Source organism: Streptomyces zingiberis (genome assembly GCF_012034935.1).
Taxonomy (GTDB): domain Bacteria; phylum Actinomycetota; class Actinomycetes; order Streptomycetales; family Streptomycetaceae; genus Streptomyces; species Streptomyces zingiberis.
This window is the reverse complement of the sequence record NZ_JAATEN010000002.1, coordinates 297,059-310,478: the sequence shown is the minus strand read 5'-3', so window position 1 is coordinate 310,478 and position 13,420 is coordinate 297,059. Positions and strand designations below refer to the sequence as shown.

The 13,420-nt window shown below is 76.7% G+C and carries 9 protein-coding genes and 1 riboswitch; of the genes, 4 read left to right on the top strand and 5 right to left on the bottom strand.

Annotation, left to right across the window (positions count from 1 at the left end):
• Positions 1 to 113: 113 nt before the first annotated feature.
• From HCK00_RS03500 to HCK00_RS03490, 3 genes are all read right to left on the bottom strand, one after another.
• Positions 114 to 1,220: a prenyltransferase/squalene oxidase repeat-containing protein gene (locus HCK00_RS03500; RefSeq protein WP_168100237.1), complete on the bottom strand. Its 1,107-nt coding sequence runs from the start codon at positions 1,218 to 1,220 to the stop codon at positions 114 to 116.
• Complete coding sequence (locus tag HCK00_RS03495; RefSeq protein ID WP_168100236.1) at positions 1,217 to 2,092, bottom strand: class I SAM-dependent methyltransferase; 876 nt, start codon at positions 2,090 to 2,092, stop codon at positions 1,217 to 1,219. Before HCK00_RS03495 ends, HCK00_RS03500 begins: the two co-directional genes overlap by 4 nt.
• 102 nt (positions 2,093 to 2,194) lie before the next feature.
• The gene (locus HCK00_RS03490; RefSeq protein ID WP_168100235.1) at positions 2,195 to 3,610 is read right to left on the bottom strand and encodes a glycosyltransferase family 4 protein; all 1,416 of its coding nucleotides are present in this window, start codon (positions 3,608 to 3,610) and stop codon (positions 2,195 to 2,197) included.
• 860 nt (positions 3,611 to 4,470) lie between these two features.
• Here HCK00_RS03490 and HCK00_RS03485 point away from each other — a divergent pair.
• The 4 genes from HCK00_RS03485 to HCK00_RS03470 all read left to right on the top strand — a co-directional run bounded on the left by HCK00_RS03485 (position 4,471) and on the right by HCK00_RS03470 (position 8,809).
• Positions 4,471 to 5,112, top strand: coding sequence for a response regulator transcription factor (locus HCK00_RS03485; RefSeq protein ID WP_311765119.1), 642 nt, complete (start codon positions 4,471 to 4,473; stop codon positions 5,110 to 5,112).
• A gap of 616 nt (positions 5,113 to 5,728) precedes the next feature.
• Positions 5,729 to 5,904: riboswitch (cobalamin riboswitch) on the top strand.
• A gap of 54 nt (positions 5,905 to 5,958) precedes the next feature.
• Positions 5,959 to 7,008, top strand: coding sequence for an ABC transporter substrate-binding protein (locus HCK00_RS03480; RefSeq protein WP_168100234.1), 1,050 nt, complete (start codon positions 5,959 to 5,961; stop codon positions 7,006 to 7,008).
• On the top strand, positions 7,005 to 8,018 hold the full coding sequence (locus HCK00_RS03475; protein WP_168100233.1) for a FecCD family ABC transporter permease: 1,014 nt from the start codon (positions 7,005 to 7,007) through the stop codon (positions 8,016 to 8,018). Before HCK00_RS03480 ends, HCK00_RS03475 begins: the two co-directional genes overlap by 4 nt.
• Positions 8,015 to 8,809, top strand: coding sequence for an ABC transporter ATP-binding protein (locus HCK00_RS03470; protein ID WP_168100232.1), 795 nt, complete (start codon positions 8,015 to 8,017; stop codon positions 8,807 to 8,809). Before HCK00_RS03475 ends, HCK00_RS03470 begins: the two co-directional genes overlap by 4 nt.
• Before the next feature lie 11 nt (positions 8,810 to 8,820).
• Here the strand turns inward: HCK00_RS03470 and HCK00_RS27305 are convergent, their stop codons facing one another.
• Positions 8,821 to 11,004 (bottom strand): ATP-binding cassette domain-containing protein, encoded by a 2,184-nt coding sequence (locus tag HCK00_RS27305; protein ID WP_446459013.1) that lies wholly within the window; start codon positions 11,002 to 11,004, stop codon positions 8,821 to 8,823.
• A 95-nt stretch (positions 11,005 to 11,099) separates the two neighbouring features.
• Entirely contained in the window at positions 11,100 to 13,199 is a 2,100-nt protein-coding gene (locus HCK00_RS03460) for an ABC transporter transmembrane domain-containing protein (protein WP_375781908.1), read from the bottom strand.
• Positions 13,200 to 13,420: the final 221 nt, after the last annotated feature.

Genomic DNA, 13,420 nt, shown 5'->3' with positions numbered 1-13,420 from the left:
CCGCCGCCCCGGCCCGCGCGCGTCCGGCCGCCGGGGAGCCCGCACGGGCCCGCGGGCCGCTACCGGCGTGACGGAGCACCGCGCTCCCCGCGCCGCACCGTGCTCAGCAGCGGTCAGCAGCAGTCCGGCTCCAGCCCGGAGGGCAGGCCTCCGCCCCCGAAGACGGCGGTGGTCGCGGTGTCCCCGCCGAGGGCGGCCACGGCCAGCAGCACCGAGCCGGCGGTCCAGGTGGTGCGCTCGGCCGGCCAGACGGTCTCGTCGGCGAAGACGTAGCCCGTCCAGTACATGCCGTCCGGAGTCCGCAGGTGGCCGATGGAGCGGAGGATGTCCACGGCGCGCTCCGGTTCGCCCATGGCCCACAGGGCGAGCGCCAGTTCGGCGCTCTCGCCGCCGGTGACCCAGGGGTTGGGCGACACGCAGCGGACCCCGAGCCCGGGCACCACGAACTCCTCCCAGCGCCCCTCGATGCGCGCCTTGGCCTCCGGGCCGGTCAGCGCGCCGCCGAGCACCGGGTAGTACCAGTCCATGGAGTAGCGGGACTTGTCCAGGAACCGCTCCGGGTGGCGGCGGATGGCGTGACCGAGCAGGCCGGTGGCCAGCTCCCAGCCGGGCTGGGGCTCCCTGAGGTGCTCGGCGGCGGCGAGTGCGCAGCGCAGCGCCTGGTGGATCGAGGAACAGCCGGTGAGCAGGGCGCCGGTGACGGCCGCGCCCGGCGCGGGCTCCCCCGGGCCGGGCGTTCCGCCGTCCGCGGGCGCCTCCCGCTTCCAGCCGATCTGGCCTCCGGGGCTCTGGAGTTCGAGTACGAAGCCGACGGCGGCGCGGACGGTGGGCCACATCCGGTCGAGGAACGCGTCGTCGCCGGTGGCGAGGTAGTGGTGCCAGACGCCCACGGCCACGTAGGCGACGAAGTTGGTCTCCCGGCCGCGGTCGGACGGCGCGGTGGCGTCGCCGTCGGTGTAGGCGGCGTACCAGGAGCCGTCCGGGAGCTGGTGCTCGGCCAGCCAGCGGTACGCGGCCTCGGCGCGTCCGTGCTCACCGGCTGCGTCCAGGGCCATGGCGGCCTCGATGTGGTCCCACGGGTCGAGGTGGTGGCCGCGGAACCACGGGATGGCGCCGTCCGCGCGCTGCTCGGCGAGGATCCCGGCGACGGTGGCCGCGGCCTCGGCCGCGGTGAGGACGCCGGGCAGGACGAGGTGCTCGGTGCGGCCGGGGCTCGTCACGCGGGGGCCTCGCCGGTCGCGGCGGTAGCCGGGGCGGCGGCCCCGCCGGCGGGGGCTTCCGCGGGTGTGGCGGCGGGTGCCGGGACGGCGGCCCCGGCGCTCCCGGAGGCCGTCCGGCCACGCGTGCCCTCACCGCCCGGCCCGGCGGGCCGGTCCGCCGGGTGCGGCTTGGTGGCGTAGACGACGAAGCTCTTGCCGACCAGCGGGTCGAGCACGCGTTCGGCGGTCCGGGTGAGCAGGGGGCGCTTCATGATGTCCCAGACCAGCAGCTTGTGATAGGCGCGCACCGGCAGGGCGCGGTCGTTGTCCACGCCGAAGGCGCACTTGAGCCACCAGTACGGCGCGTGGAGGCCGTGCGCGTGGTGACTGCCGTAGGGCCGCAGTCCGGCCTCGCGGATCCGGCCCAGCAGTTCGCCGGCGCGGTAGATCCGGATGTGGCCGCCCTCGACCTCGTGGTACGCGTCGGAGAGCGCCCAGCACACCCGTTCGGGCCCGTAGCGGGGGACGGTGACGGCGATACGGCCGCCGGGCCGCAGCACCCGGACCATCTCCGCGAGCACGCCCCGGTCGTCCGGGATGTGCTCCATCACCTCGGAGACGATGACGACGTCGAAGCTGCCGTCGGGGAAGGGCAGGGCGAGGGCGTCGCCCTCCAGCGCCGTGGCGGTGGCGCCGGCCGGGGCCTCTCCCGCCTCCTCCATGGCGGCGAACCAGGTGGCGACCTCGCGGATCTCCTCGGCGTTGCGGTCGAGGGCCACCACGTGCGCGCCGCGCCGGTAGCACTCGAAGGCGTGCCGGCCGGCGCCGCAGCCCAGATCGAGCACGCGGTCGCCCGCGGCCAGGGGGAACCGGGAAAAGTCGACGGTCAGCACTCGGGGTCTGCCTCTTTCGGTCGGGGGGAGGGACGTGCGGCGGTTCAGCCGCACGGGCGGCGGGTGCGGCGGCTCACCCGTACGGGCGGACGGCCCGGCGGTTCAGCCGCGGGGCCGTCCGGCTGCCCGGGAGGCGGCCCCCGGGGCCCGGCCGGGGCCGGCGGCCCGCTCCCCGGCCGCCCGGCGGTAGTGCTCGACGGTGCCCTCGGCGGCGCGGCTCCAGGTGAAGCGGGCGAGCACCCGTTCCCGTCCGGCCCGCCCGAGGCGGCCGCGGAGTTCCGGGCCGTCGTGCGGGTCGAGAAGCCGGCCGAGGGCCGCCGCGAGGGCGCCGGCGTCCGCGGGCGGCACGGCCAGGCAGGTCTCGCCGTCCTCCCCCGTGACCTCGGGGAGGGCGCCCCCGGTGGTGGCGACGAGCGGGGTGCCGGTGGCCATGGCCTCGGCGGCGGGCAGGGAGAACCCCTCGTAGAGGGAGGGGACGCAGGCGATCTGGGCACTCCGCACGAGGTCCGCGAGTTCGGCGTCGCTGATGCCCTTGACGAACTCGACGGCCCCGGTGAGGCCGTGGCGTTCGACGGCCGCGGCCACGGGCCCGTCCTCGGCGCGCCGGCCGACGACGACCAGATGCGCCGCGGGGTGCTCGGTCCGGAGCTTGGCCAGCGCCTCCACGAGGTGGACCAGGCCCTTGAGGGGCACGTCGGCGCTGGAGGTGGTGACGATCCGGCCGGGGACCTCGGCGATCGACGGGTCCGGGGAGAACAGCGTGGTGTCGGCTCCGATGGGCACGACGTGGACCCGTTCCGGCGCCACCCCCAGGTGGCCGAGGATCTCGTCACGGGAACTGGTGGAGACGGTCAGGACGGCGGGGAGCCGGCGGGCGACGCGCTTCTGCATCCGCGTGAAGCCGTACCAGCGGCGGACGGAGGCGCGGCGCAGGAACCCGGTGGCGGCGTCGAGGTCCAGCCGGCGGTCGACGGTGACGGGGTGGTGGATGGTGGTGACGAGCGGCGCGCCGAGCCGGGCGGGGCCGCCGAGCAGGCCGTAGCCGAGCGTCTGGTTGTCGTGGATGACGTCGAACTCCCCGCGGCGGGCCGCGAGGTGGCGGCGGGCGCGGAGGCTGAAGGTGAGCGGCTCGGGGAAGCCGCCGGTCCACATGGTGGCCACTTCGAGGGCGTCGATCCAGTCCCGGTACTCGCCGGCCCGCGGGGTGCGGAACGGGTCGGGCTGCCGGTAGAGGTCGAGACTGGGCAGCTCGGTGAGGGTCACGCCGCCGGGGGCGGTGGTCCCGGAGGGGGCGGGGACCTCGTCGAGGACGGGGTAGGGCTGGGCCCCGATGACCTCCACCCGGTGCCCGAGCGCGGCGAGTTCACGGGAGAGGTGCCGGACGTAGACGCCCTGGCCCCCGCAGAACGGGTTGCCCTTGTAGGTGAGCAGGGCGATCCGGAGGGGGCGGCCGCCGTCGGCCGCGAGAGGTCCGGCGGAGGGGCTCGGTGCGGCTGCCGGTGCGGCCTCAGGCGTCACTCTCGGGGCCCCTTCTGCTCACTTCGTCTCACTTCGGTGCCGGAACGGAACGGATCTCATTCCTCCGCGACCGGGTGCGGCGTCCCCCACCCATGGCAGAGCTACGAATCTACCGGCAGGTAGCAGACACGGCGGAGCCGGACCGGGTGATTCGCACCACGGTGCGGCCCGCACGGCACTCCGCGGGCCGGACGGGCAAGCAATAGCCAAAGCTTGCGTGCCTGTGAGCACTCGGGCACGGTGAGGTGCCGACGCGGTCGTCCACCGGCACCGCGAAGGCCGGAGAATCAGGTCCCGGGGGCATCCGGGGCATCCGGGGTGTCCGGGGCATCGGGGGAATCGGGGGAACAGCGGCATGGAATCCGGGCCGTGGCCCGTCCCTCGGGCTGCTTCCACGGTGGCCCCCGGGACACCGGCCGCATCAGGCGCCACTCCGGCCGCCCGGAACCCACCGGTCTCCGCCCCGCCTCCCGGGCGGACGGGCGGCAGGGAAGGCGCGCTGCCCGCCCGTCCCCGCCCGGCGAGCCGGGATCGCGCGGGCCCCGGCGGCGCCGGCGGCCGCGGGGACCTTCACGGCCCCGCCCATCCCGTCGGGCCTGCCGGCCCCGCCGGGAACATGGGACGGGCGGGACACGGGAAGGCGCACGCGGGGGGCACTCGCCTGAGCGGCGGGCCAAGAGAACGCGCCCGCCCATCCGCGTACATCACGATGCGTAGACCAAGTCCTTACACCAAGTGCGACCTCGGCCGTTCCGTGACGCCAGTTGTGGGAACGCGCTTGTGGACGAGTCAACTTCTCAGATGTTCCGACGAACACATCGGAGAAAGCCGGTGCACACGAGTCTGGAGGGGACGGGCAAGTGATCCGGGTACTTCTGGTGCACGACATCGGGCTTCTGCGCTCTGCGCTGGCCGCTCTGCTGGGGAAGGAGCAGGATCTGGAGGTCACCGCCACCACCTGGGACGCGTTCCCGGTGAAGGCGCGGTCGGCGCGACCGGACGTCTGCGTGGTCGACGCGGACAGCCCGGCTTCGGAGTCGATATCGGACGTACTGGAAAGCGCCGGGCGCTGTCCCGACGGCCGTGCGAGACCCGGGGCCCCGGGCTGTTCACGATGTCGCAGCGCGCTGCTCGCCCTGGTGACGGCCGGCCGGCCGGGTGCGCTCAGACGGGCGTTCGACGCCCGGGCCCTCGGCTACGTCAACAAGAACGGCACCCCGCAGAGATTACTGGAGGCGATCCGCAAGGTCGCCCGAGGCGAGCGGTTCGTCGACGAGTCGCTCGCCTTCGGCTTCATGCAGGCCGCCGAGATGCCGCTGACGGCACGGGAGTTGAGCGTGCTGTCGCTCGCCGCCGAGGGCCGGCCCATATCAGAGATCGCCAAGAGCCTGCACCTGTGCAACGGCACGGTCCGCAACTACATGGCCTCGGTGATCCGCAAGACGGGCGCCCGCAACCGCATCGACGCGGTAAGGATCTCGCAGAGCGCCGGCTGGGTGTGAGGGCACCGGACCCGCCGTACCCACCGGGGTCGGCGCTGCCGGTGCGTACCGGGGGGGTGAGGGGACGGCCGGACACCACCGGCGCCCGGCCCGCGCGCGGGCCTGCGTGACTGTGTGACCTACGGCCGATCCCCGGGCCCGGGGCCCGGGGCCCGGGGATCGCCGAGCGGCCGAGCGGCCGAGCCACAAGGGGCCGCGGCGACCACCTCCGGCTCGGTGAATCCGCCGAATCCGCCGAATCCAGCGAGGACGAGGCGACGGTGGCGCGCCGAGTGGTGCCGGGCCGGGGGGCCCGGCGGAGGGCCGTCGCTCTCCGCCGGGCCCCCGGAGCGCGGAGCGCGGCTCCGTCCTCACCGGCGCCTCCGGCCCCACCTCGATCGACACACGGGCCCGATCGGCGCCGCCTGATTCAACGCGGGCCCGATGGCCACCGCCCCGCTCGGTACAGGCCCGATGGCCACCGCCCCGCTCGGCGCGGCCCAGGTTCCCGGGGCCGCGAACACCTCGACCGCCCCGGCGGGACGGCCCGCCACTCGGCCGGTCGCCGCGGATCGCCCCGGAACCGGCGGCTCCGGGGCTTCTCGTGACCGATCGCCCGTCCGGCCCCACGACTGCTTGATAGCCTCGGCGGGCCAGTCGAGCCACACCTGAGGCCAGGGAATCCGGTGCGAATCCGGAACTGACGCGCAGCGGTGAGGGGGACGGGCGGGGCACGGCGCCACTGGGAGACCGGGAAGGCGTCCCGTCCGGACGAACCCGAGTCCGAAGACCTGCTGGCACCTCCGCGCCGCGGCGCGGAGGGACGTCCGTAGGCCGGCTCCGCGTACGAGCCCCGACCTCAGAGGCATGCCTGTGCTCCGTTCCCTCGCCTTTCCCCGCTTCCCCGCGCTGCTCCTCGCCTCCGCGCTGCTGCTCACCGCCTGTGGACCGTCCGGCGGCGGTGCCGCCCGGCCGGAGGGAACCGCCGCCGCCGGCTACCCCGTGACGCTGGACAACTGCGGGCACCAGGTCACGCTGGCCTCGGCGCCGGAGCGGGCCGTCTCCCTCGACCAGGGCACCACGGAGATCCTGCTCTCCCTCGGCCTCGCCGACCGCATGGCCGGTACGGCGACCTGGACCGACCCGGTGCCGAAGGACCTGGAGAAGGCGAACGCGTCCGTGCCGCGCCTCGCCGACGGCCGTCCGTCCTTCGAGTCGGTCCTGGACGCCGAACCCGACTTCGTCACCGCCTCGTTCGTCTCCACCCTCGGCACGGGCGGGGTCGCCACCCGCGAGCAGTTCGGGCGGCTGGGGGTGCCCACCTACGTCGCCCCCTCCGACTGCTCGGGCAAGGACAACGCCACCGGCGGCGACGGGTCGCGCGCCGAACCGCTCAGCCTCGACGCCGTCCACGGTGAGATACGCGACCTCGCCCGCGCGTTCGGCGTCGAGGAGCGCGGCGAGAGGCTCGTCGCCTCGCTGGACGCGCGGGTTGAGGCGGCCACCCGCGGACTGCGCGCCTCCGGTGTCTCCCTCATGTACTGGTTCGCCAACTCCCAGTCGCCCTACCTCGCGGGCTGCTGCGGCGCGCCCGGCGTCATCACCCGCGCCGTCGGCGCCGAGAACGCCTTCGGCGACACCCACGACGAATGGCCCCAGATCAACTGGGAGACGGTCGCCGACCGCGACCCCGACGTCATCGTGCTCGGCGACCTGACCCGCAAGCAGCAGACCGCCGAGACCGCCGCGGCCAAGATCCGCTTCCTGGAGACCCATCCGGCCACCAGGAATCTGACCGCCGTGCGGAAGCAGCGGTACGTCCTGCTGAGCGGGCAGGCGATGAACCCGACCATCCGCACGGTCGAGGGGATCGAGAACGTCGCGGCCGGTCTGCGCGACCTCGGGTTCGCCGGGTGAACGTCCGCTCGCTGCTGCTGACCGGCGGAGGGCTGGTGGCGCTGCTGGTGTCGATCGCCGTCGCCGTGACGATCGGCTCCGCCGACATCTCCACCGGCGACGTCGGGGCGTCGGTCGCGGCCCATCTCGGCCTCGGGGACAGCACCCTGGCGCCGCTGCGGGACGGGATCGTGTGGAACCTGCGGATGCCGCGCACCCTGCTCGCCGCCGTCTGCGGGGCGGGACTCGCCCTGTGCGGCGCGGTCATGCAGTCACTGCTGCGCAATCCGCTCGCCGACCCCTTCGTGCTCGGTGTCTCCTCCGGCGCGTCCACCGGCGCGGTCGCCGTGGCCGTGCTGGGCGTGGGGGGAGGAGCGGTGTCCCTGTCGGCGGGCGCCTTCCTCGGCGCGCTGCTCTCCTTCGGCCTGGTCCTGCTGCTCAGCCACAGCCTCGGCACCGACACCGACCGGGTCGTGCTGTCCGGCGTCGCGGCCCTGCAGCTGTTCTCCGCGCTGACCTCCTTCACCGTCCTGACCTCGGCGGACGCGGAGACCACCCGGGGGGTGCTGTTCTGGCTGCTCGGCTCGCTCTCCGGCGCCGAGTGGGGACAGGTCCTGCTCTGCGCCGCCGTCCTCACCCTCGTCCTGGCCGTCTGCCTCGGGTACGCCCGCACCCTGGACGCCTTCGCCTTCGGTGACGAGGCCGCGGCCGGACTCGGGGTCCGGGTCGCCCGCACCCGCCTGGTCCTGCTCTGCGCGACCGCGCTGCTCACCGCCGCCCTGGTCAGCTGCGCGGGCGCGATCGGCTTCGTCGGCCTGGTCCTGCCGCACGCCACCCGCGCCCTCACCGGCCCGGGCCACGCCCGTCTGCTGCCGGTCACGGCGCTGACCGGGGCCGTCTTCCTGGTGTGGGTGGACACCCTCGCCCGGACCGTCCTCGACCCGCGGGAGGTCCCGGTCGGCGTGGTGACCTCCCTCATCGGCGTGCCGGCGTTCGTCGCCGTCCTGTACCGCGGACGGAGGCGGACATGACCGGCCTGCACGCCGACCGCGTCGTACGGCGCGCCGGTGACCGGACCGTCGTCGACGGCATCACCCTCACCCTGAGCCCCGGCGAGACCCTCGGGCTGCTCGGCCCCAACGGCTCCGGGAAGTCCACCCTGCTCAGGCTGCTGGCCGGGGTCCTCGCCCCCGGTGCCGGAGTCGTGCGCCTGGACGGGCGTCCCCTTCCGGAGATCGGCCGCCGGGCCGCCGCCCGCCGTATCGCCACGGTCGAGCAGCACACCGACACCCGGACCGAGCTGACGGTCCGGGACGTCGTCGCCCTCGGCCGCCTCCCGCACCGCCGCGCCTGGACGCCCGGGACGGCGGCCGACGAGAATGCCGTCACCGAGGCGCTGCGGCGCACCGGGCTGACCGGCCGGGCCGGCCAGTCCTGGCACACCCTCTCCGGCGGCGAACGCCAGCGCACCCAGATCGCCCGTGCCCTCGCCCAGGAACCCCGCGAACTCCTCCTCGACGAACCGACCAACCACCTGGACATCCAGCACCAGCTCGACCTCCTGGACCTGGTCGCCGGACTGCCGGTCACCACGGTGATCGCCCTGCACGATCTCAACCTCGCCGCGATGTACTGCGACCGCCTGCTCGTCCTGCGTGACGGCCGCGCGGTCACGGAGGGCACCCCCGCCGAGGTCCTCACCCCCGCCCTCATCGAACGGGTCTACGGCGTCCGCAGTGAGGTCACCCACGGCCCCGGGCACCCCGTGATCCGCTTCCTCCGCCCGGCCCCCGGGGCCGCTCCGCACCGGAGAGGAGGGTGACGAGCGTCGCCCTACCGCGCCCTGGGGCGGGCGGGCTCTGCCGCCGGGGCGGTACCGGTCCTGCCGGCCCTGCCGGTCCTGCCGACGTGTTCCCGGACGCCGGCGGTGTGCCAGTGGCCCACCAGGTCGCGGTAGAGCTGCGAGCGGTCCAGCAGTTCGTCGTGGTGGCCGCAGACGGCGGTCACGCCGTCCATCACCAGGACCCGGTCCGCGCGCCGGGCGGAGCTGATCCGGTGGGCCACGGTGATGACGGTGCCGGGCCGTTCCGCGAACGCCCGTTCGGCGCGTTCCTCGGCCACGGGGTCCAGATGGCAGGTGGCCTCGTCCAGCAGGACCACCGGGGCCGGGGAGAGGTGCGCCCGGGCGAGCGCGACGAGCTGCCGTTCGCCCTGCGAGAGCCGGGCCGGGTCGAGGACCGCGCCGAGCCCGCCGAGCCGGCGCGCCAGCGGGCCCAGTCCCACCGCCGCCACCGAGGCGGCGATCGCCCCGTCGCCGGGGCCGGCCGGGCCACCGGGGCGGCCCGCGCCGGCGCCTTCCCCGTCCGGGTCGGGGTCGGGGTCGGGACAGAGATAGCGGAGGTTCTCGCGCAGGGTGCCGGAGAAGACGTACGCCTGCTGGGGGATGAGGACCCGCAGCCGGGAGGGTCCCTCCGCGGGCCAGGGCGCGGCGGGCCGGCCGAGGACGCGGACCTCGCCCCGGTCCGGGGTGAGCACCCCGGCGACGAGGCCGGTCAGCGTGGACTTGCCGATGCCGCTGGGGCCGACGACGGCCAGCCACTCCCCCGCTGCGACGGACAGGTCCAGATCGCGGAGCACGGGGCGCGCCCCGGCGCCGTAGGCGAAGGTGACGGAACGGAGTTCGACGGCGGGCGGCTCGGCAGGCGGCTCGGCGCCGGGCCGGTGACCGGCGGCGGAGGCGGCCGGTCCGGCGGGCGGCCCGGGGCGGGGCCCGTGCGGGGCGTCCGCCGCGGACCGCGCGCCGCCGGCCGTACCGCCCGGGGAGCGGCCCCCGGGACGGTACGGGGTTTCCGGCGGACCGTCAGGGCCTGCCGTGGTCCCCGGCGGCGCGGTCGAGGCCCCGGCCGGTACGTCCGGCGCGACGGCCACGGGCACGGTCCCGGACGGCGCGCGGGGCAGGGCGGCCGGGCCCCCGGCCGGTACGTCCGGCGGGACGGCCACGGGCCCGGACGGGGGCCCGGCGGGGACCCCGGGCACGGCGGCCGCGCGCCCGTCCGGGGCGGCCGGCGTCCGCGGAGGTGGTGCGTCTCCGCCCGTCAGGCGGTCGAGGATGACCAGCAGCCGGGTGCCGGCCGCGCCGAGCGCCGTCATCAGCGTGTGCAGCGCGGGCAGCAGGGCCTGCGTCAGATAGGTGAGGGCGCCCAGAAGTTCACCGGGGGTGAGGCCCCGGTCGAGCAGCCACGGCGTGGTGACGACCAGCAGCACCACGGGGAGCTGCCCGGCGACGCCGAGGGAGAGGGTGCGGGCCGCCGCCCACCGGGCCAGCGACCGCGCGGCCCGTACCTCCGCCAGGGCGAGGCGCCCGGCCCGCCCGGCCGCGTGCTCCTCGGCACCGCAGGCCACGATGTCCCGCACGCCGGCGGCGACGGCCCCGTACTCCTCGGCCAGCGCCTCGTCGGCGCGGAGGTAGTCGCGCTGGCGCGCGGCCATCGGGACCAGCGTGGCGAGGAACAGCGCCAGCCCCAGCAGCAGCGGCGGCACGACGACGAGCAGCAGCAGCGGGGCGAGCGAGGCGAGGCCCAGCAGGGCCCCGGCGGCGGTGAACAGGAAGGAGCGGGCGACCAGGACGAGCCCGGCGAAACTGTCCCGGGCGGTCTCCGTCTGATGGGTGATCCGGGAGACCACGGCGCTGTCGGCGCGCGCCGGGTCGGCCGCGGCCTCCCGCAGGGAGGAGGTGACCACGCGGCGCAGCAGGCCGTCCCGGAGCGGTTCGACCAGTCCCGCCAGGCCGCGGAAGACCCCGCGGTTGGCGAAGCCGCCGACGACGACCGCGACGGCGGCGACCGCCAGCCACAGCAGCCCGGTCCGGGTGTCCCCGGCGAGGAATCCTCGGTCCAGGGACTGGGCCACGGCGTAGCCGCCGAGGAAGGTCTGCGCCGACTCCAGCAGTGACCAGGCGCCGAGCGCGACCAGCACCCGGGGCCGGGCCGCGAGGAAGCGGCGGGCCTGCGGCGCGATCCGGCGCCAGGCGCCCCGGCCGGATTCCGGCGGGGCCCCGGGGGGAGCGGGGCCCGGATCCGGCACCGGGGCCGGTCCCGGGTGACGGACGGCGGTCACGGGGCGCTCCCCGGCGGGCGGGCGGCGGACGCCGGAGTACCGGCGGAGCCGGAAAGGGAGCCGCGGCCGGGACCGGGGCCGGAGCGGGGGCCGGAGCGGGGGCCGGAGGCGGCGGACGGGCCGTGCGGAACGGAACCGGAAGCGGCGGCGCGGCGGGGAGCGGCAGCCGGATCGGCAGCCGGATCGGAGCCGGAGAGACGCTCGGGGCCGGTGGCGGAATCAGCGGCGCCCCCACCCCGGCCGGGACCGGAGCCAGGGCCACGGGCCGTCACGGAATCCGGGGCACCGCCACCGCCGGACCCGGAGACGGGGCCGGAAGCGGGACCGGAGGCGGCGGCGCGGTCCGGGGCGCGGAGGGTTTCCGGCGGGGAGGGGGATTCCGGAGCGGCGGCGGGACCGGCAGCGGCCCCCCGGCCGGCGGCGGCCCCCGGAGCGGGGTCCGCGAAGACCGCCCGGTACTCCGGCCGCCGCCACAGCGTCCCGTGCGGCCCGACGGCGCGGATCCGGCCGTTCTCCAGCCAGATCACCAGGTCGGCGCGGGCCGCGGAGGACACCCGGTGGGCGATCACGAGCCGGGTGCCGGCCCGTACCTCCTGGGCCAGGGCCCGGGTCACTTCGAGTTCCGTGACGCTGTCCAGGCTGGAGGTGGCGTCGTCCATCACGAGCAGCCGCCCGGCGTGCGCGAACGCCCGGGCCAGGCCGAGCCGCTGGAGTTCACCGCCGGACAGCGGCGCGTCCGCGAGCGGGGTGGCCCAGCCGGCCGGCAGCAGCCGGACGAAGGAGTCGGCGTGCGCGGCGCGGGCGGCGGCCCGTACGGCCGGCCCGGGCGGTTCGGTGACGCCGTAGGCGACGGCCTCCGCCACCGTGCCGCCGAAGAGCGCGGGGCGCTCGAAGGCGTAGCCCACCTCGCGGCGGAGTTCGCTCCGGTCCAGTTCGGTGAGGTCCACGCCGTCCAGCAGGACGGTGCCGCGGTCCGGGTCCTCCAGCCGCCCGGCGACGGCCGCCAGAACGGACTTGCCGGCCCCGGAGCGCCCGACGACGGCGGCCGTGACGCCGCCCGGCACGGTGAGGTCCACGCCGTCCAGCACGGGGACGCCGTCCCGCTCCACGGTGACCTGGCGCAGGTCGAGCCGGCCGGGGCCGCCGGGCGGCAGGGTGCGGTGGCCGTGCCGGACGGCCGCCACCGCCAGCAGCTCAGCGGTACGGCGGGCCGCGGCCCGCCCCCGCACCAGGGCGTTGAGCTGCCCGGTCACCGCGCCGATCCCGGCGGCGAGCGCGGCGTAGCGGGCGGCGGCGAGGAGATCGCCGACGCTGAGCGCGCCCGAGGCGAGGCGGACCCCGCCGACGGCGACGACGGCCGTGGTGAGCAGCGGCACCAGGACCCCGCCCTGGGTGACGGCCCGTCCGTAGACCTGCCACATCCGCCGTCCCTGGGCGGCGAGTTCGGGCAGGGGCGCGAGCACCCGGTCGCGCTCGCGGCGCGCGGTGCCGGCGGCGGCGACGGTGCGGGCGCCGCCCAGCGCCTCGACCAGCCGGGTGGCGATCTCGCCCTGCACGCTCTGGTACCGCGTGACGCTGTCGGTGGAGCTGCGGACGAAGACGCGCAGCAGCAGCACCAGCACCGGCACCCCGGCGAGGAACACCGCGGCCGTCCAGGCGTCGACGAGCACGAGCGCGACGAGGGCGCCCACCGGGGTGAGCAGGGCGGCCGCGGCGCCGGCCACGGTGGCGGGGACGGTGCCGGCCTGGGCGGCGTGGCCGGTCAGCCGGGTGACGACGTCGCCGGGGGTGAAGCGGGCGGCGCCGCGCGGCCCGGCGGAGAGCAGATGCGCGGTGGCCCGGTCGCGCAGCCAGGCGGTGGCGCGGGCGCCGGTGAGCCCCGTCGCGTGGGCGACGAGCGCGTCGAGCAGCACCTCGGCCACGAGCAGGGCCGCGCAGAGGAGCACCCAGGGGCGGGCGCCGCTCTCGCGGGCGAGGAGCAGGTCGAGGGTGTGGCCGAGGACCGCGGGGAGTGTGACGGCCGCGGCGGCGGACACCGTGGTGGCCAGCAGGATGAGGAGGAGCCGGCCGCGGTCGCGCCGGGCGGCCCCGGCCAGCAGACGGCGGCCGCTCCGGGCGGGCGGCCCGGGTCGCGGCCCCGCCGGGGGCGGGACCGCGGTGGGGGGAACCGCCCCGCCCGGAGCGGAGTCGGGGCCCGGAGCAGATCGGGAGCCCGGAGCAGACCCGGTGGCCCGGGTGGAGCTGATGGCCGGGGTGGCCCCGGAGCCCGGGACGAACCCGCCGGCCGGAGCGGACCCGGTGGCCGGAGCAGACCCGG